Origin of the sequence: Mesorhizobium silamurunense (genome assembly GCF_014843825.1) — a bacterium.
Classification (GTDB): domain Bacteria; phylum Pseudomonadota; class Alphaproteobacteria; order Rhizobiales; family Rhizobiaceae; genus Mesorhizobium; species Mesorhizobium silamurunense.
On record NZ_JHQR01000083.1, the window covers coordinates 1 to 18,714 of the forward strand.

At 61.4% G+C, this 18,714-nt stretch carries 14 protein-coding genes and 6 pseudogenes; 3 read left to right on the forward strand and 17 right to left on the reverse strand.

Features of this window, described 5'->3' with window-relative positions; all coding sequences use genetic code 11:
* Nucleotides 1-88: 88 nt before the first annotated feature.
* Nucleotides 89-248 (forward strand): annotated as a pseudogene (locus DH10_RS10265) (DDE-type integrase/transposase/recombinase); the annotation flags it as partial.
* A 73-nt stretch (nucleotides 249-321) separates the two neighbouring features.
* On the opposite strand, the gene DH10_RS10270 reads toward DH10_RS10265, so the two are convergent.
* The 4 genes and pseudogenes from DH10_RS10270 to DH10_RS10290 all read right to left on the reverse strand — a co-directional run.
* Nucleotides 322-1,443, reverse strand: coding sequence for a beta-ketoacyl-ACP synthase III (locus DH10_RS10270; protein WP_192244372.1), 1,122 nt, complete (start codon nucleotides 1,441-1,443; stop codon nucleotides 322-324).
* 5 nt (nucleotides 1,444-1,448) lie between these two features.
* Nucleotides 1,449-1,559: pseudogene (locus tag DH10_RS10275) on the reverse strand (trans-aconitate 2-methyltransferase); the annotation flags it as partial.
* A gap of 152 nt (nucleotides 1,560-1,711) precedes the next feature.
* Nucleotides 1,712-2,050 (reverse strand): annotated as a pseudogene (locus tag DH10_RS10285) (glutamine--fructose-6-phosphate transaminase (isomerizing)); the annotation flags it as partial.
* Between the two features lie 418 nt (nucleotides 2,051-2,468).
* Nucleotides 2,469-2,591 (reverse strand): annotated as a pseudogene (locus DH10_RS10290) (integrase); the annotation flags it as partial.
* Between the two features lie 148 nt (nucleotides 2,592-2,739).
* On the opposite strand from DH10_RS10290, the pseudogene DH10_RS36770 reads away from it, so the two are divergent.
* Nucleotides 2,740-3,145 (forward strand): annotated as a pseudogene (locus tag DH10_RS36770) (IS66 family transposase); the annotation flags it as partial.
* A gap of 31 nt (nucleotides 3,146-3,176) precedes the next feature.
* Here DH10_RS36770 and DH10_RS10300 read toward each other — a convergent pair.
* Nucleotides 3,177-6,704 (reverse strand): indolepyruvate ferredoxin oxidoreductase family protein, encoded by a 3,528-nt coding sequence (locus DH10_RS10300; protein WP_343221502.1) that lies wholly within the window; start codon nucleotides 6,702-6,704, stop codon nucleotides 3,177-3,179.
* Nucleotides 6,705-6,924: 220 nt separating this feature from the next.
* Nucleotides 6,925-8,348: pseudogene (locus tag DH10_RS36775) on the reverse strand (hypothetical protein); the annotation flags it as partial.
* An 850-nt stretch (nucleotides 8,349-9,198) separates the two neighbouring features.
* Between DH10_RS36775 and DH10_RS10310 the strand changes: the two are divergent.
* Entirely contained in the window at nucleotides 9,199-9,444 is a 246-nt protein-coding gene (locus tag DH10_RS10310; RefSeq protein ID WP_192244370.1) for a DUF2188 domain-containing protein, read from the forward strand.
* A gap of 64 nt (nucleotides 9,445-9,508) precedes the next feature.
* Here the strand turns inward: DH10_RS10310 and DH10_RS10315 are convergent, their stop codons facing one another.
* The 11 genes from DH10_RS10315 to DH10_RS10360 all read right to left on the reverse strand — a co-directional run.
* The gene (locus DH10_RS10315) at nucleotides 9,509-9,802 is read right to left on the reverse strand and encodes a type II toxin-antitoxin system RelE/ParE family toxin (protein ID WP_192384670.1); all 294 of its coding nucleotides are present in this window, start codon (nucleotides 9,800-9,802) and stop codon (nucleotides 9,509-9,511) included.
* Nucleotides 9,799-10,044, reverse strand: a complete 246-nt coding sequence (locus DH10_RS10320) for a CopG family ribbon-helix-helix protein (RefSeq protein ID WP_192244366.1) — start codon at nucleotides 10,042-10,044, stop codon at nucleotides 9,799-9,801. The genes DH10_RS10315 and DH10_RS10320 overlap by 4 nt, the downstream gene beginning before the upstream one ends.
* Nucleotides 10,045-11,090: 1,046 nt before the next feature.
* Nucleotides 11,091-11,486 (reverse strand): hypothetical protein, encoded by a 396-nt coding sequence (locus DH10_RS10325; protein WP_192244364.1) that lies wholly within the window; start codon nucleotides 11,484-11,486, stop codon nucleotides 11,091-11,093.
* 152 nt (nucleotides 11,487-11,638) lie between these two features.
* Nucleotides 11,639-12,028, reverse strand: coding sequence for a hypothetical protein (locus DH10_RS10330; protein WP_192244362.1), 390 nt, complete (start codon nucleotides 12,026-12,028; stop codon nucleotides 11,639-11,641).
* Nucleotides 12,029-12,494: 466 nt separating this feature from the next.
* The gene (locus DH10_RS36785) at nucleotides 12,495-12,818 is read right to left on the reverse strand and encodes a hypothetical protein (protein WP_246811529.1); all 324 of its coding nucleotides are present in this window, start codon (nucleotides 12,816-12,818) and stop codon (nucleotides 12,495-12,497) included.
* A complete protein-coding gene (locus DH10_RS36790; RefSeq protein WP_246811530.1) occupies nucleotides 12,787-13,452 on the reverse strand; it encodes a hypothetical protein in 666 nt (221 codons plus the stop codon). Before DH10_RS36790 ends, DH10_RS36785 begins: the two co-directional genes overlap by 32 nt.
* Nucleotides 13,453-13,860: 408 nt before the next feature.
* Nucleotides 13,861-14,616: a carbonic anhydrase gene (locus DH10_RS10340; protein ID WP_192244404.1), complete on the reverse strand. Its 756-nt coding sequence runs from the start codon at nucleotides 14,614-14,616 to the stop codon at nucleotides 13,861-13,863.
* 165 nt (nucleotides 14,617-14,781) lie between these two features.
* A complete protein-coding gene (locus DH10_RS10345; protein ID WP_192384671.1) occupies nucleotides 14,782-15,765 on the reverse strand; it encodes a beta-ketoacyl-ACP synthase III in 984 nt (327 codons plus the stop codon).
* Nucleotides 15,762-17,027 carry an adenosylmethionine--8-amino-7-oxononanoate transaminase gene (locus DH10_RS10350; protein ID WP_192244358.1) on the reverse strand — a complete coding sequence of 422 codons (1,266 nt, stop codon included), beginning with the start codon at nucleotides 17,025-17,027 and terminating at the stop codon, nucleotides 15,762-15,764. Before DH10_RS10350 ends, DH10_RS10345 begins: the two co-directional genes overlap by 4 nt.
* Complete coding sequence (gene bioD / locus DH10_RS10355) at nucleotides 17,027-17,659, reverse strand: dethiobiotin synthase (RefSeq protein ID WP_192244356.1); 633 nt, start codon at nucleotides 17,657-17,659, stop codon at nucleotides 17,027-17,029. Before bioD ends, DH10_RS10350 begins: the two co-directional genes overlap by 1 nt.
* 11 nt (nucleotides 17,660-17,670) lie before the next feature.
* Nucleotides 17,671-18,714 (reverse strand): 8-amino-7-oxononanoate synthase (locus tag DH10_RS10360; protein WP_192384672.1); only part of this gene is annotated, 1,044 nt, incomplete at its 5' end.

Consider the following 18,714-nt stretch of genomic DNA (forward strand, 5'->3'; position numbering starts at 1 on the left):
TAAGCGTAAACTCTGAAATCGTCATATGTGGAAGCCCTCAAAGGCATCGAACATCGTCCCTTACATCCACAAGCGAAAGGTGCCGCCGCGACAGCGCTTACACCTCAACAATCGATCGAGCAGGACCATCGGCGCATCAAGTGTCGTGTACGGCCCATGCTCGGTTTAAATCACGCGCCAGCGCGATCGGCACGCTGGACGGGTTCGAGATGATCCAAATGATGCAAAGACGACAGGCGAGGATCTGACGATCCGCAAGCTGCATGAAGGGAAGGTTGGAGGAGCGGTGGGTGCCGTTCGCACCAGCCTGAAACCGCCGGCTCAGAGCATCCTCAGCAGCGCGCCACCTATCGAATATCCCGCGCCAAAGGCGCAGATCAAGCCGAAATCGCCGGGCTTCATGTCGGCGTGGTTCTCCGACAGCGCGACGATGGCACCGGCGCCCGCCGTATTGCCCAGCCGCTCCAGGACCATCGGTGCGCGGTCGTGGTCGACCTCGTGGCCGAACGACAGTTTCAGGATCATGGCGTTCATGCGCGCATTGGCCTGATGCAGCCAGAAGCGCCTGATCGCCTGCGGCGTCAGCCCGTGCTCGGCCAGGAATTCGACGATGAATTTCTGGCCGGCGACGGTGACTTCCTTGAACACCTTGTTGCCGACCTGCTTGATCAGATTGCCTTCCAGATTGATCATGTAGGGATCATCCTGGGCGGTGCGGGTTTGGTAGCCGAGATTGGTACGGATGTTGTTCGACATCTGCGTCCACAGCCGCGTGTCCAGCACCTCGAAGCGCCCCGGCCGTTTGTCGCCCTGGGCAAGCCCCTCCACAACCATCGACACCGAGGCGTCGCCGAAGATGAAATGCGTCTGCCGGTCGCGAAAATTGAGATGGCCGGTGATGATTTCCGGCGTAGTCACCAGAATGCGCATGTGTGCGCCCGAGCGCACCAGATTGACCGCCATGTGAAGCGCGGCCGCCGCGGACGAACAGCCAAGTCCCATGTCGAAGCCGGCGCCCTTGGTGCCCAGCGCTTCCTGCATTTCGATGGCGATCGCCGGATAGGGCCGCTGGTGGTGAGAGGCCGAGCAGATGATCAGGTCGATCTGGGACGGTTCAAGTCCGGCATGGTCGAGCGCCTTCCTGGCCGAGGCGATGCCGAACTCGGCCTCCAGCGACAGCGCATCGTCGGGTCGCGCGGGAATGCGCGGCGTCATGCGGGTCGGGTCGAGAATGCCTTCCCGCTTGATGACATGACGGGATTTCACGCCCGAGGCGTGGACGATGAAGTCACTGTCCGATTTCGGCAACGGCGGCTCGCCGGTCTCCTGGCGACGCGCATTCTCCATGTCGACCCAGGCATTGAAGCTGGCGACCAGTTCTTCATTGGTGATCTTGGCTTCAGGGATTTCAACGCCGATGCCGCTGATGATGACGCGATGCATTTTCAATCCGTCGCACACGCAGGCGCTGCGGCTCTCACGCGGGCGCCGAATTCGCGCGCCGGCCGCGTTCGCTCATCCTCGAATTTGACATAGAGGGCGGCGGACCAGTCAGCCATGTCAGCTCCCACAATCATTCGACGGTGACCGATTTTTGCGAGATTGCGCGGCTGGTCGACATCTGTGCCCATGAACGAGCGCCGTGTGGTAGGCAAGAAGCTGTATCGGCAGCGAGAAAATTATCGGCGCGACTATCTCGTCGACTGCCGGCAGCCCCCGCAGCCGCCAATTCGTCCTTCAACTCGGCGAAATTCTCGATAATGCCGTTATGGACGACACCATCGCTAAAGTGCGGGTGCGCGTTGCGTTCAGTCGGTGCCCCATGGGTCGCCCAGCACGTGTGGGCGATGCCGATGGTGCCGCTCAGCGGCTCCTTCAGCCTCGCCTCGAGATTGACGAGCTTGCCCTCGGCGCGCCCGCAGTGCAAGGCGCCCTCGGTGATCGTCGCAACGCCGGCTGAATCATAGCCGCGATATTCGAGACGCGTCAACGCATCGACCAACCGCTCCGACACAGGCTGTTGCCCAACGATGCCAACAATCCCGCACATGCTCGTCTCCGAATCTCCCGGCAGCTTAGGCCGACCGGAAGGACACCCGCCCGAGTTTCCGTTCAGAGCCTACTAGGGGAGTTCGGTATGACTGGTAAAATCGATTATTGGCATAACTGTCATCCACCCAGTGGATGGGGCTAGGACGCGTTTGGGCTACGTCCGCGATCATCCGGCGACAAGACAGCTCATCTCGGCGATACGGGCCTCCTGAACGATCCGCGACGCGACCCCTCACACTGATTGCGCAGATTGGCCCTCAATTAATCATCGAAGACGCTGCCCCAGCAGCGCAAGATCGGAGGGATTGAAGACGCCGGATTGCTCAGCATTTCGACGAAATCGGCATGACACCCCCTTCTTTGCAGGCTCCGTCGAGCACATCGATAGTTGGGCGCCATTGCAAGGTCCAGGCTGGAAACAGGAGCCGGAAGGTGTCGCGATAGGAAGCGATGGTGTTGGAGCTTACGCCTCGATGTCGCATGAGCCGATCGGTGAACCACCGCTCGATCAGCACGGCAAGATCGTTCGGCGCACTCATGATTGGTAGCTCGTCCGATATCCCTCATGCGTAGTGCCACCGGGCAGACGGATGCGGGAAGGGCGTATCACTGGATCGACCTCGATCGCGGTGACTTGAGAGACCTTAGCCATTAGACCGCCAGGACCGCGTGTTTCGCGCGTGAAGGATGCCGCTGAGCCTGTCGACGCTCGCCGACCAGGTTGGCGCGGCCACATTCGCGCTCGTACCCATCCATCGTCGGATCGAGCCTCATGTCCTCCTCGCCGACCGATGGCACGGCGATATAAACTTGCCGGTCCTCGCCAAGGGCGAGACCGATACGGGCAGGCTGCGGGTCTATGTCCGCGTTCGTCGGTGTCGATCCGCCCGCCGGGCTGTTTCATTATTCGCGCGACCGGCGTGGCGAACATCCACGGGCGCATCTTGGCACCTGGTCCGGGATCCTGCAGGCCGACGCCTATGGCGGCTATGGCGAACGCTACGATCGATGGGGCCGGTACTCGAAGCAGGTTGCGCATGCGCGCCGCAAATTGTTCGAGATCGCCGGGAGCCAAGCTTTGCCACAATCGCCTAAAAGAGGATCATGCGTGTACCGGGGCAATCTTACGTTAAGGTCGGATTGTAGAGGGATATACTTGCCACAGAAAGCGGCTTGTTCCGCCGTTCCGGCTCCGGTTTCGCCTCTGCGCTTTCAAGGCGCGCCAGAAGCCGGGCCCGCTCTCCGGCGGCCTTTTCGGTGCTCGCCTGCCTGACATGGCCGTAGCCGCGAATGAGCGCCGGCACCGAGGCCAGCGCGGCGGCGGCCTCGATCCTGCCAGGCGCGAGGGCAGCAGCGACAAGCTCGAGATCGGCCTCGTATTGGGCAAGAAACTGCCGCTCCATGCGCCTTTCCGCGCTGTAGCCGAACGGGTCGAAAGCGGTACCGCGCAGGCCTTTCATCGCCGAAAGCAGGCGGAACCCGTTCATCATCCATGGGCCGAAGCTCGATTTGCGCGGCGTGCCGTCCTTGCCGCGCCGGCCCATGATCGGCGGCGCCAGGTGGAATTCGAGTTTTTCGTAGCTTTGGAACTGTTTTGAGAGTTCTGCGGCGAAGGAGCCGTCGGTGTAAAGCCGCGCCACCTCATACTCGTCCTTGATCGCCATCAGCTTGAACAGGTTCCTTGCGGCGGCCTCGGTCACCGCGGTCGAACCGGGCACGGCCCTGGCTTCGGCAGCGCGCAGTTCGGCGATCCTGTCGGCAAAGCGCTTGCCATAGGCGGCGTTCTGATAGGCGCTCAGGAAGGCGACGCGGCGGGCAATGATGTCGTCCAGCGTCTCGGCGATCGCGTTTGCCGCCTTGCCCGGCTGGGCGAAAAGACCGCGCACGAAATCTGGCTGATGGGCGGCGCGGCGGCCCCAGCGGAAGGCGGCGATGTTCATCGCCACCGCTTGGCCGTTGAGTTCGATCGCCTTCTCGACCGCCTCGGCCGACAGCGGCAGCCCGCCATGCTGGAAGGCAAAGCCAAGCATGAACATGTTGGCGCCGAGCGAATTGCCGAACAATTGCGTGGCGGTTCCCGTCGCGTCGAAGAAATGCGCCTTGTCGTCGCCGGCGGCAGCGCGGATCGCCTTCTTCAGCCGCTCGATCGGCAGCGAGAAATCGGCCGAGCGTGCGAATTCGCCCGGCATGATCTCGGCGGTGTTGGCGAGGAAGATGGTGTGACCCTCGCGCACCGCCGCCAGCACCTTCTGGGCGCCGGAGACGACGAGGTCGCAGCCGAGCACCAGATCGGCCTTTCCGGCCGAAACCCGGATGGCGTGGATATCGTCCGGTGTGCGCGCGATGCGGACATGGGTGAACACCGAGCCGCCCTTCTGGGCCAGCCCGGCCATGTCGATCATGCCGCAGCCCTTGTCCTCGAGATGGGCCGCCATGCCGAGCACCGCGCCGATGGTGACGACTCCGGTGCCGCCGACACCGTCGATGATCGCCGCCCAGCCTTGATCGCCGAGCGGGAATTCGGCCGGCGCCGGCACGCCGTCGAGCGGATCGGACTTGCCGGCGGTGCCCTCGGCCTTCCTGATCCTGGCACCATGCACGGTGACGAAGGACGGACAGAAGCCGTTGACGCAGGAGAAATCCTTGTTGCAGCTCGACTGGTCGATCCGGCGCTTGCGGCCGAATTCGGTCTCGACCGGCTGGATCGAGACGCAATTCGACTGCACACCGCAATCGCCGCAGCCCTCGCAGACCAGCTCGTTGATGAAGACGCGCTTGTCGGGATCGGGGAAGGTGCCGCGCTTGCGGCGGCGGCGTTTTTCGGCCGCACAGGTCTGGTCGTAGAGCAGCACCGAGACGCCTTTGACGTCGCGCAGCTCGCGCTGGACGAGATCGAGGTCGTCGCGGTGATGGATGGTGGCACTGGCCGGGAACTCCGCTTTTCCGGCATATTTGCCCGGCTCATCGGTAACGACAGCGATGCGCTCGACGCCCTCGGCGCGCACCTGCCTGGCGATCATGTCGACGGTCAGGCCGCCCTCATGCGGCTGGCCGCCGGTCATGGCGACGGCGTCGTTGTAGAGGATCTTGTAGGTGATGTTGGCGTCGGTCGACAGCGCGAAGCGGATCGCCAGCGCACCGGAGTGGTTGTAGGTGCCGTCGCCGAGATTCTGGAAGATGTGGTCGCGTTTGGAGAACGGCGCCTGGCCGATCCATTGCGCGCCCTCGCCACCCATGGCGGTGAAGCCGACGGTGTTGCGGTCCATCCATAGCGCCATGAAGTGGCAGCCGATGCCGGCAGCGGCCAGCGAGCCGTCCGGCACCTTGGTCGAGGAATTGTGCGGGCAGCCGGAGCAGAAGAACGGCGTGCGCGAGGCGATGTCCGACGTGTCGGCGAGCACCGCCTGGAACTGGCGTAATTTCGCCACCCGTGCGGCGATCTCCTCCGACGGACCGATGGTGCGCAGGATCCGCTCGCCGAGCGCAATCGCAATCTCGTTGGGATCGAGCGCACCCTTGGCCGGGAACAGCCAGTCGCCGCGTTCGTCCTTCTTGCCGACGATGACCGGCTGCGTGGCGGTGCCGTAGAGGTTTTCGCGCAGCTGCACCTCGATCAGCGAACGCTTCTCCTCGACCACGACGATGGTGTCGAGGCCGCGGGCGAACTCGGCGATATGCTGGAGGTCGATCGGCCATGGGCAGCCGACCTTGAACAGCCTGATGCCGATGCGGTTGGCGGCAGCCTCGTCGATGCCGATATCCTCCAGCGCCTGGCGGACGTCGAGATAGCTCTTGCCGATGGTGATGACGCCGAGCTTCGGCCTGCGGCCGCCCGAATAGACGATCCGGTTCAGCCCGTTGGCGTGGATGAAGGCGGACGCGGCGGCGCGTTTATACTCATGCAGCCGCTCTTCCTGGCCCAGCATGTCGATCTCGTGGCGGATGTTGAGGCCGCCGGGCGGCATCTCGAACTCCGGCACGACGAAGTTCAATCGCTCGAGCGAGGCATCGACCGAGGCCGTCGATTCGATGTTGTCCTTGACGCATTTGATCGCCGCCCAGGTGCCGGCGAAACGTGACATGGCAAAGCCGTACAGACCGTAATCGATGATCTCCTGGACGCCGGCCGGATTGAGGATCGGCACCATGGTATCGACGAACAGGAACTCGGTGGCGTGCGCGTTGCTGGATGATTCCGCCATGTGGTCGTCGCCCATCAGGGCGAGCACACCGCCATACCTGGACGATCCGGCGAGATTGGCGTGGCGAAAAACGTCGCCGGAGCGGTCGACGCCCGGACCCTTGCCGTACCAGATCGAAAAAACGCCGTCATATTTGCCTTCGCCGAGCAGTTCCGTCTGCTGCGTGCCCCAGCAAGCGGTGGCTGCAAGCTCCTCGTTGAGGCCGGGCTGGAAGACGATGTCCGCCTGGGCGAGCTGCTTTTTCGCCTTCCACAGCTGCATGTCGAGACCGCCGAGCGGCGAGCCGCGATAGCCCGAAACGAAGCCGGCCGTGTTGAGGCCAGCGCGGCGATCGCGCTCGCGCTGCATGAGGAGCATACGCACGACCGCCTGCGCGCCCGACAGGAAGATGCGCTCCTTGGAAAGGTCGAATTTGTCGTCGAGCGCAACGTCATGAAGCGTCATCTGCAATTCCTTCGACGCGACAGCTCAAATCGGGCGTCCGCTTCAGGCAAGTTTTGGCCGGAGTGTTGCGCGCACCTGCGCCGCTCGCCCTCTTTGCGATACTTGAGGTGCGGGGCCGGCAACTCGTGCAGTTCGCGGCATTCGCTGTTTGGCTCAAGACCAGAGAGGCTCAACTGCCAGCATCCGGACCAACGACCCGCTGGCCTCCAGATTTGGGAGGTATGACTCATGGTGTCACCACAAGCGGCACTTTACTGCGAGCCCCCGACAATATCGCGTGTCGAGCAGCCCGTGTCGACCGGTCCTCCACCGCGGCAAGCGGAGGTGGGTGGCCGCTAAGCCCTCCGGTCAACAGGGACTTGCAGAACGCAGGGGTGAGCTTGCCGCGGTGGATTACGACGTTCTCGTGACCGATCGCAGCGCGGGCGTCTTGCCACTGCCGATTGTGGCCGCGCTGTTCATTGGATTTGACGTGGCAAGCGGCGAAGTCGGCGTCATTCAGCGTCGCCAACTGCCCCGCATGTACCGACTCCTTCGTATGGATGTGCACCCACATCGGTTGCGGCATTGCACCATTGCGTAGCGCCTTGGGCTGCAGCCGGATCTCGAACAGCGTCCCTGGCTCCCCGTTCAACGGATGCGGTGGATCCGCAGGCGTCAACTCCTTGGCCTGCCGCAAGTGTTCAAGGTACTTCTGCGACGGAAATGCGTAGGTCTTCATGCACTCCATCGTAATCTTGGCCTTTTGCTCTTTCAAAGACTTCGCCAGTCCCTGCGCCTCCGACAACATCACCTTGAGCCGGACTGTTTTGTCGTGCACTTCGGGCATTTGCGCAGGCGTGAGTAGGCCGCGTCGAAGAGGCTCCGCCAACGCGGCCAGACAGGCCTGCATCTCGGCGGCCTGGGTCTGCAGTCGCTCGACCACGGTGTCCACGACGTGTACGGCGTTCTCGGGTTTCATCTGGCGCGCTTGCGAGACAGACTCTTGCTGACCAGCCAGATCGAACTGCAGGAGTTCGGCCAACCTAGCCAGTCGTGGCGTCAGCATCTTCTCCGACGGCGGGCCTGCCAAATTGCCAAGGGTGCGCCCGCCGACGACGCTCTCGCATGCGCCTTCTCAGCGCTCACGAACGTCTTTGTACCCAGATCCGAGCGCACGAGAACCTTGGCTGCTGGCGCCGTGTCGCCGTCGTTTGCGGCGACTTGCGGCTCCGGCCGCCCGGCCGCCGAACTCCCGACGCCAGCGGCCGGCTTGTTCTTGCCTTTCCCTGTCTTGCCTGCTGCAGTGCCTTGGGCCCCTGCAGCCTCGCCGGCAGTGTCGGTCGATATCGCAGCGCCAGCGTCGGCCGGCGGTGCAATGATGGCTTTGGTCTGCAGTTGTTGTGCCAAGGTTTCGGCGATTGTGGCCGCGCCGGCAGTGCCGGCCGGTGTTGCAGCACCAGCGGCTGCCGACGATGCAATGATAGCTGTCGACTTCGGCTGCAGTTCCAGGAAGTGCATGACCTCGTGCGCAGTGATCCATGCGTCGTTCACGATCTGGCCCAACAGTTCCAATGGGAGGCCGGCACCTGTTCGGTCATCCTGCAACGCCAATCCAAATTCCCAAAGCCGCTCAATGACTCCTTCCAGCACGGCGCAATAATCTGCGTCGAGTGGGCGCCCTTCGCTGGACATCACAGCGTCGCCCGTCGAGTGGAATGCCGGAAAAACGTCGCTGATGAAGGTCCCCAGCAGACGCACCTTCCGGTCCTCACCTATGAGGATTTCCCTCACGGCTGCTTCCGATGTCCTCGCCAGTGGCTCAATCTTGAGCTGCGCGAGAGCGACCCGCGATTGCAGCGTCATGACCTTCAAATTCGCTGCCCAGCCGGTGTGCAGGCGCAGTACGAATCATAGCCTCGATATTCCAGACGCTTCAACGCGTCGACCAACCGGTCCGACACCGGTTGTTGCCCAACGATGCCAACAATCCCGCACATGTTCGTCTCCGCATTCATCCCGGCAGCTTCAGTCCACGCAGTATCGAGGAGGGACACCCACCCGGCCCATTCAGGATCTTGTAACGTATTCGGTAATATTGGTACAATTGATTATAAGGATAGCTACCATCCACCCTATGGATAGACCAAGGGCCCTGACTGCCGATGATGTAATCGTTGGCTTCGAGCGCGGGGACGATGCTCGTCGTTTCCTCGATGCGATGCGCGCGAGGCTTTAGGAGTTTGCGCTGTCGCTCCATCCGGACAAAACCCGCCTGATCGAGTTTGGTCGCCGTGCGGCGGTCGACCGCAAACGGCGCGGGCTCAGCAAACGTGATCGGGACTGGTCGGCAAGTCCGTGAAAACGACAACGACGTTTTTGCCGTCGAGATCCTTTCCGGGGTGGCTGTTGATGATATGCTGATGTCTAAGAGATTCAAACATGCGCCCGATTCCCAAGATGCTTAGTCTAGATAGTTGAATCTAATTGTCGAATAGTTGAATGGCAACAGGAGTTGGCTATGGCAAAACTTCCGAAGTTCGAGCTCGTCCACGACAAGAAGAAAGACGATTGGGTCTTGCGCCAGGAAGGCGCAGACAGAGCAACTCGCAGGTTTGACACCAAGGAAGCGGCCACCAAGGGTGGTGTGCTCGAATCGGCAATTGGGAAGGGCGGCGGCTCCGTCCGTATCAAGAAGCTTGACGGCACAATTCAAGAGGAACGAACGTTCCCACGAAGTGCTGACCCCAACGAGACTCCAGGCTAAAAAGCGCCGCCTGTTGCCACCGGGCGTTTCGATGCCGACGGTGGCTTTGGAGAGGCCGCGACTTTTACAGGGCCTGCGGCCACTGTTGAGCGGCGTGCATGACAGTCAGGATTTCGACTGTCTCGCCGTTGACGTGATAGGGAATGATATAGGGTATATCAGCCAAAATCAGCTCCCGCGTCGTTTTGATGCGTCCGATGCGACCCATGGCCGGTTGCTCGGCCAGGTGCTCCGCCGCTGACACAATGCGCGCAACAACACGGGCGGCAGCATCGGGACTATCTTTTTCGATGTGGGCGCCGATTTCGTCAAGCCGCCGCAACGCCCGCTGGGTCCAGCGGATTCTTTTGCGGCTCATGATTGGCGGGCGGACTTGACGTATTTTCCGACCACAGCTGCGACATCACGGTCACTTGCAAATTCGCCGCGCTGGGCCTCGGCCAATCCGGCCTCTATTTCAGCCAGTTGCCACTCTTCCCGGGCCACGAAATCCTCAATGGCCTGTGCCGCCACATAGGAGCGTGAGCGGTCAAGCTTTTCGGCGAGTTGGTCCAGCCTGTCAGCGGTTGCGTCCGGCACACGGACGGTGAAGGCGGTCATGGGTATAACTTTCATTGGTTCACTATGATTATTGGTGAACCAAGCTGGTTCGTCAAGTCTGCGACTAGCACGAGTAGCTAATCTGGAGTCGGTGTCCGCGCCCCAAAGCGCGTTCATACGGCAAATAGAGGCAGCCCGACATCTTCGCGATCGTCACCGGGCGCTCAAGGAAGTTTCCAACAGACAGGCTGCTTCGGTCAGACCGGCTCGCCCTAAGCCTCGACGGTCAATGCGTGCTGCCGAGACCGCTTGACCAGACGGCTTTGCCGTGGAGTGGGCAGTTGATTTTTCAGCATTTTTTGATACCATTAGTTGTGGATCCGGCGTACGATATAACTAGATGGAGCGTATCGCATGCGTGAGCCAGGTTTGGATGGTCGCCACCGCGACCAAGACGGTAGGATTAGCGAAAAGCACGGAAATACGAAGGTGGATACCCTTCGTCAGACCTACGGCGACAATTTCGCAGCTGGGATTCGCAGCGACGCGAAGCTATCGACAGTGTTGCAGCGCGCCGGCGTCGGCTCTCTAAGCCAGTACCTAAAGCAGAACAAATAATCATTGCCAGGCGCCGTTCACGGCACCCGTAGCTATGTGGGTACACCCGAAATAGCCCTTGAATCTGGCTGTGGGGTCACCATTTATCGGGTCATCATCCGGTTTCGGGGATGGGTGTGGGTGCGACTCCCACCACTTGGCTCGTTGTGGTTGCCTTTCTCTGATTGTAGCGATTTTCGCTATTGCCAACGGAAAGGAATAACCAGATGAAAAAACCAACGGCACGTAAAGTCCAAGCATATTCAACACTCAAACGTTTCGCGTCCGGCCTGACTGAAGCTGTGCTGGCAATCGCTACGACCACAGTGGTGATACAGTAACTCACCTCATTCATGCGAAAGGCGCTCCCGGAAACGGTTGAGCGCCTTTTTTATGGCTTGGCAGTTCCTCCAGGTTCCTGACATCCTCACCCAGCGCGTCGAGCACGGCGAGATAGGGGGCGAACAATCCTTGGCAATAAAGATGAAAAGGCTTTGCCTCTGCGCGGGCTACCGTTTGGAATAGTAGGTATCCCAAGCCAGTCTGATGTCGGCGAATGTCCATTCCCGTCGTCGGCCGTAGGCGGGGCTCGGACGGGTAAAGCACTTGTTTAGCCAGGTTTCCCGCTGAAACTTCATGAACCATGCCGTGGATTTTGGCTTGCCGTGGGCCGCCGTCTGGATCCGACGGATGAGCTCGCTATGCGCCCAGTGGTCATTCGGGTTGGAGAGGGATGCCGGATCGGCAAGGTAGTTGCGGAGCTTTTGTAAATTTGTATCATCCGGTGCCTGGTGAAGGTCCGCGCGGAGTTCTTCGACAGCGAGCGCCGCCCCTTGTCTCGCAGCTTCGGTCAGCATGTCGCGCAGTTGGGCGCTCGTTAGCACCAACGCCTGCAAGGCTTCCATGAACCATACTTTCCTTGATGGAATTCTTGCGGCGAAGACGCCGCTGGTTCATTGCGTCACAGCCAAAAACGTCAAGCACTAGAAGGTCCGCTCCTCAATACCATTGTTGGGCGGCCAAGAATTTGCGTCGTGAAGTAGCCTGATATCTCGGCCTACTCTTTGTTCCCCCAGCCCTTCAGGAGCTGCGCTAGGATGCCATTTTCAATGGCATGTTTTCCCTCCGCATTAAGAATTTTTATAGCTCGCTTCGGAAGTCCAAATGTTGTCGCCATGGCAGATTTCAAATCTCCCACTGTCGCCGAGGCATTCTGGAATATTGCCGCTCCATCCGTTGGCATCGGCTGAAAATCGCCTCCCGCAGCTTTGATGGCATCGTAAACCTCTTGGTGTGTATTTCCAACCAATAGCGAAATTCGTCCTCCAATAGTAAGGCGAGAATGTATGCCGTCCTTAATCTCAGATTGGCTTACTGGGAATGGACCGGCCGCCGCCTTGGCATTGATCCAAATTGGAACTCCGCTCCGCGAGTGCATCTGCACCAACGTAGTAAGTTCTGTTTACAGCTGTGACCACATCTACCAGTGACTCCATCGCGTAATAGTCGTGATCGGCATCCAATCGAGTCGTTCCGGGTAAATCTGGCGCTGATAGAGGGTTTTTGTCGGAGTAGACTGCCTCTCGCACCCGCAGAACGGATTTACCCTCAATCGAAAAAGTCTGGTCGTCCCTTCTGGTAAAAGTAAGCATAGCATTGCCCCGTGTTGAAAAGGTATTGTCCGCAAAAGGACGCAAGCATAGACCACAGTGCCTAGCAATAGGGCTCATATGTGCGACTGGAATAAAGAAGTTCAATCACGTGGATGTGATCAACCCATGGTGCGTCGTTCGACATCTACGGCTCCGCCGCTTACACAGATGGAATAGGTCCATGCTGCCTGGATGGCGGTAACGGCGATCGTGCCGAATGGGGCTGATCGACAGGATTTTCCCTATTTCGATGCTTCGGTCCTAGATGCCAAGAAGGGCACCGAGCTTTTCGGTGACCGGCCGCATGGGATCAACCAGGCCGAGATCGTAAATCATGGTCGTTTCAAGGTTCCCTTTGTGGTCGACGTAGTGCGAAATCGCCTCATGCAACACGCCTTGGCCCGCCAGCATCAGCGAGATTGCGATCCGCTTGAGGTCGTACAACTGGAAATACTCGGGCACGCCCGGCAGGGCTTTGAACCTATCCAGCCCCTTGCGAAAGTTGTCGCGGGGCGGGGTGCTGTCCGTAGGTGACGGGAACAGCAGCTTGCTGTCAGGCCAGCGGAGGCGTTGGGCTTGACCCATCCCGCGACCCGGGAATGGATCGGTACCGAACGGTAGGCGTACTCGTAGAGTGAGCGTGAGAGCTGGATACCCTTGGTGTGTGCTTGTGCCAGACGAGCTTCTCCAGGTCGAAGTGGCTGAACTCGGCCTTGTTGAGGTCACTGGGGCGGGCCATCGTCAGGAACAGGATACCCATGTAGTTGCAGAGTTCCTGCATCTGGTCGTTAGCGGCGGTCACACGCCCCTTGGTCAGTGCCATGTCCCGCCTGGCGAGGCCTTCCAGGCTCGCCGTGTCGGGCGGCACTTCGAACACCGGACAAAAGATATGGGCCGCAATCTGCCTGATCTGCTCGGTGGAATAATCGCGTCGGCGGGGCACCACTTTCCGCGCGCGGATCGGGCTGCACGGGTTGCGCGTGTCCACGAACTGCATGCGGATGGCCCAATTGAAGAGCGCCGCGAGGTGCCACAGGCCGTCGTTGTGACTGCATGGCGAGGAAAATTGTCGCTGAAACCGCTCGATGTCTAAGGGCTTGATGGAGGAGAACGGCCGGTCGGCGAACATCGAACCGAAATCCATGTAGGGTTTGCGGATGTTGTGACCGCGACGGGTGGCCTTTTTCGGTGATTTCTGATGCCATGCTGCCAGGAACATGGCGAAATGAGCCTGATATCCTGCCGAGAGCTTGGATCTGTGAGCGTCCAAGCGATGAACATCGTCCGGCCTGAGGTCGAGGCTTCAAATCTCGCCTCGATCCCATCCTAGTTCTCTTAGAGTGTTGCGGGATGTTACCCAAGAGCCGATACGGACTGATCTCCTAGCACCATTCGATATCAGCGCACGAAACATGTTCCTTCGGAAACTGCTGCCGGCCGCTGCAGGGCCGGAAAAATTTGCACCAACGCCGCGCCGAATATGGCGGCAATTTCAAGGCAGGAACTCAGTCGTCCACCAATTCAAGGATGCGGATCGCGATGCCATGGAAACAGCTGTTGCTACAAGCGATCCGCACCCCAGTGTACTGATTTGTCCTCCAGCCCCTTAACGCTGCGGACTCATCTGTCAGCTCGTGGTCAGGATGAAACGGCGGTTCGGCGCCAGCACCGGCCGCGCATTCATCGGGTAAAGCGCGGTGAACTTGTCGATGTCGGCGGCGCCAACCTGCAGCGGCTCACGTGCCACCATCCAGTCGACGATCTCCGAGCATGGCGGCGTCGTCAGCGAGCCCTCGTAGCTCCAATAGTCCAGTGAGGCCGGTAGGAGACCGTTCGGATCCACATCCTCAACCAAGGCCTCGGCCACCGCCTTAGCCGGGAAAGCTGCCGCGAGGCTTGCAAGTGCCTCGTTTTTCGCACCCGGTGTCAGGAAGACGCCAAGCACGCCGAGCCCTCCGCTTTCGCGATTCTTATGGACGAAATGCACCTCCATGGGGAAGGTCTTGCCTTCCACCAGATGTTCGCTCGGCGCGTGGAAGTGAAATTGCAGCAGGTCGTAGGTCCTGTCGCCCCGGGTGAGCGTGCTGCCTTCCGGCACATTGATCTGGATCGTATGGCCGTTGTTGACGATCGTGCCGCCGCCTGCCTTCCAGTCGATGCCAATCTGCGGGATATCCGCTTTGATGGCACCCGTCAGGTTCAGAGGTGACTGCTGCGCGCCGGCCGAGCACGCGGCGTTCGCGCCATCGAGCGCGCCCCAATGCTCTGGACCGCCTTTTCCTTGATAACTCCAGTGGACGCCCTCGTCGGCAAAACCTGCCCGCGCGCAGATCGCGCATGCGCCCAATGTTATGAATCCCCTAATCAAATTGCGCCGTTGCATGTGTTCGTTCACTCCTTTTCTGCTATGGGATCAAATGTCTCTGCGCCCGCAGAGAATGAGGTTGCACGGTGGCGTGGATGCCGTGCAGCTTGCCAGCGACTATTTTTCGCATTGGTTCTGTTGTCCTGTCTGTCATCGTGACCAGTCCTTCGCCGGTCGCTCAGGCTAAATTCCAAGGACGAGGGCGCCGCCGCAGAGACCGGCGCCCGCCGCCGCCAGGAGGATCTTTTCGCCCGATCGAAACGGCTCCGTCTGATGGGCCAGCGACAGGGAAAGCGGGATCGTCGCTGCGGAAGAGTTGCCGTATTCGGCGATCGTCTTGACGATCGCATGATCCGCAATGCCGAGGTTCCTCCCAACCGCGTCGAAAATGCGGGCATTGGCCTGATGCGGCACGAACCGATCGATGTCCTGCGGCCGCATCTGGGCTGCGGCCAATGCGGCCTGTGAGCAGGCAGTCATCATGTCCACGGCCTTGGCGAACACTTCACGGCCGTCGGTGATCGTCATGCGGGTCTGCCCGAGGTCGAGCTCGCCATGGAACGGCGTGTTGCTTCCGCCCGCAGGTATCTGGATCAGCCCGTAGCGAGAGCCGTCTGAATCCACCGACGCCCCGAGAATGCCCCGATCCGGGTCCTCGCACGGACCAATTACCAGGGCGCCGGCGGCATCGGCAAACAGCACGGCGCTGGCGCGCTCGGCCGGATTGATGCGACGGCTGAGGATGTTGGCGGCGATGACGAGGCTCACCTTGCCATGCAGCCGGGTGAATCCGTCAGCGAACATCAGCGCATAGATGAAGCCGGCGCAGGCGCCGGTGAGATCGATCGCGCCGGCCCGGCCGAGCCCCAGCCGACGTGCGACCAGCGGCGCACTGGGCGGCAGGAGGTGATCGGGCGTTGAGGTGGCAAGCAACAGCAGACCGATGTCGCTGCGGTCAATATCTGCGTTCGCCAGCGCCATGTCGCCGGCAGAGGCGGCAAGGCCCGACAGCGTGTCTTCGTCCGTTGCCCAGAAACGTGACCGTATCCCGGTCCGCCGCTCGATCCAGCCGGGTTCGAGCCCGAGCCGATTTTCGATTTCCGTGTTCTCGACCTTTCGCGACGGCGCATGATGACCAAACCCGAGAATGCGCGATGATCTGCTCATTGCCTCGAACCGAAGCGTTCGCCGGCGTCCTCGATGGCGTCATAGAGTCCGTCCAGCTCGTCGGCGGTGATGGAATAGGGCGGGAGCAGATAGAGGACATTGCCAAGCGGGCGCACAAGCAGCCCCTGATCGAGGAAGAACGTGCGCAGCTTTGGTCCGATCTGGGCCAGATAGCCGGCTGAGCCGGCGCGCAGGTCGAGAGCCACGATCGTGCCGGTCGCCCGGCAGTCGGTGAAGTTGGCATTGTCGCGAAAGCGCCGAAGCCCGGCGCCCTGCATCGCGCTCAAGGCCGCGATCCGCTCGGCCACCGGCTCGTCCTGCCAGATCTCGACATTGGCGAGTGCGGCCGCGCAAGCAATCGCATTGGCGGTGTAGGAACTCGAATGAAAGAACGTCTTCTTGCGGTCCGTCGAATAGTGGGCCTGGAAGACGGCGTCGGTGGCAAGCGTAGCGGCCAGCGGGATGGCGCCACCGGTCAGGCCTTTCGAGGTGCACAGGATGTCCGGAGAGATGAACGCCTGCTCGCAGGCGAACATGGTCCCAGTCCGCCCCCAGCCGGTCATCACTTCGTCTGCGATCAAGAGCGTGCCGGAGGCTTCGGCGATCCTCTTCAGTTCGGTCAGAACCGAAGCCGGATACATCAGCATGCCGCCGGCGCCAAGCACGAGCGGCTCGACGATCAGGCCGGCAGCGCGCCGGTCGCGAGAGACTGCTTCGAACCGATCCAGCGTTTCCTGCTCGCGCCCGGCAGCCGGGAAGGGGATGGTGTCGACTTCGAACAGCAAAGGCTCGTAGGCGGCATTGAACACACCGCGGGCGCCGACGCTCATCGTACCGATCGTGTCGCCATGATAGCTGTGCTCCATGACGACAATGCGCGAGCGCGGCGCGCCGATGTTGCGGAAATAGCCGAGCGCCATCTTCAGCGCGACTTCGACGGCGGTCGAGCCACTGTCGGAATAGAACACCCAGTCGAGTCCGGGGGGAGCGAGACCGACAAGCGCCTTGGCCAGGCGTTCGGCCGGCTCGTGAGTGAAACCTGCGAAGATGATCTGGTCGAGGGTCGATGCGGTCGTCTCGATAGCCTTCATGATGCGGGGATGGCGGTGGCCATGCGTGACGACCCACCAGGAAGAGATGGCGTCCAGGATGCGCGCGCCGTCGGCCTTGTGGAGATAGGCTCCCTCCGTCAGGACGATTTCGGGGATCGAAGGCTCGAGCGCGTGCTGGGTGAAGGGATGCCAAACTTGGGACCGCGACATCATTCGCCCCCGGCAATCAGGGCGAGATCGAAGCCGGCAATCATTGCGTCTCTCAGCGTTTTGTCCGTCAGCGGGTCGAGATACGGCAGCCTGCCGAGCTGCGGCACACCGCCCATCTCCACGATTGTCCGTTGCGTGTCGGCCATCTCATCGCCGATGAAAGCGATACCGGCCAGCGGGATGGAGCGGGCGCGCAGGGCCTCGATCGACAGCAATGTGTGGTTGATGGTGCCGAGCGTGGTGCGGGCGCACAGAATGACCGGCAGCCGCCACTCAGCGAAGATGTCGATGAACCTTGTGCGCCGGTTGAGCGGCACCATAAGCCCGCCCGCGCCCTCGATGACCAGCGGCGTCGCCAGGACGGGAAAAGTAAGATCAGCCTTGATCGCGACGCCGTCGATCTCGGCCGAACGATGCGGCGAAAGGGGGCTTTTTAAGCGGTAGGCTTCCGGCAGCACGCGCTCCGAAGGCAAGCCGGCAAGCCGCGCGACCACCTCGCTGTCGGTCTCGCCGTCGAGGCCCGATTGCACCGGCTTCCAGTAGAAACCGTCGAGCAGCCCGGCGAGCCCAGCCGCAAACACGGTCTTGCCAATTCCGGTGTCGGTTCCGGTGATGACGATGCGTTGGGTCATGCCGCCTCCGGTCATGTTTGGGCCAACACCTCAACGAGCGCCTCGACCATGGCGGAAATGTCGGCTTCGTCGACGTTGAGCGTCAGCGAAATGCGCAGCCGCGACGTGCCCTCGGGCACCGTCGGCGGACGTATGCCGCGTATGTCGAAACCGCGAGCCTGCAATGACGCCGCCACCGCCATGGTGCGCCTGTTCTCGCCGATGACAAAGGGCTGGATCTGCGAGCCGCTCGGCATCAGGCCGCGCTCGGCCAATTGGCGGCCCGCAAAGGCGACGCGTTCCTGCAGTTGAATGCGGCGCATGGGCTCATCGGACAGCATGGCGAGCGCTTCGCGCACCGCGACTGCCATCAGCGGCGATGGTGCGGTGGCGTAGATGAATGGCCGGCAGCGGTTGACGAGATAGTCGCACAGCGTTCGTGGGGCAGTGACAAGCGCTCCGGAGGCGCCAAGCGCCTTGCCGCACGTGTGGAGCGCGATGATGTTGTCGCGGCCCTCGAATGCGGTGGCAAGGCCGCGGCCGTCCGGCCCCCAGACACCGGTGGCGTGCGCCTCGTCGACGACGATGAATGCTTCATGCCGATCGGCAAGCGCGACGATGCTCTCCATCGGCGCGCGGTCGCCATCCATGCTGTAGAGGCTTTCGACCGCGATCCAGACGCGCCCCGTGCCGCCTTCAGAGCGCCAGCTGGTGATCGCATCCTCGACAGCGTCGACGTCGTTGTGCGCGGCCAGCACGAATTGGGCGCGTCCGGCCTGCGCCCCTTCATGCATGCTGGTATGGGCGAGTTCGTCGAGGACCAGCAGATCTCCCTTCTGCGGCAGGGCAGTCAGGAGGGCGAAGTTGGCGATGTAGCCGCTGCCGAAGAACAGCGCGCGGTCGGCGCCGAAAAACGCCGCCGCATCCGCCTCCAGTTGCTCATGTTCCGGTGCATTGCCGCGCAGCAGCCGCGATCCCGTGGCGCCGACCGGCGTTCCCCGCGCAATCGCCGCCGCAACCGCTTCGCCAAGCCTCCTCGAGGCGGCGAGCCCGAGATAGTCGTTCGACGAGAAGTC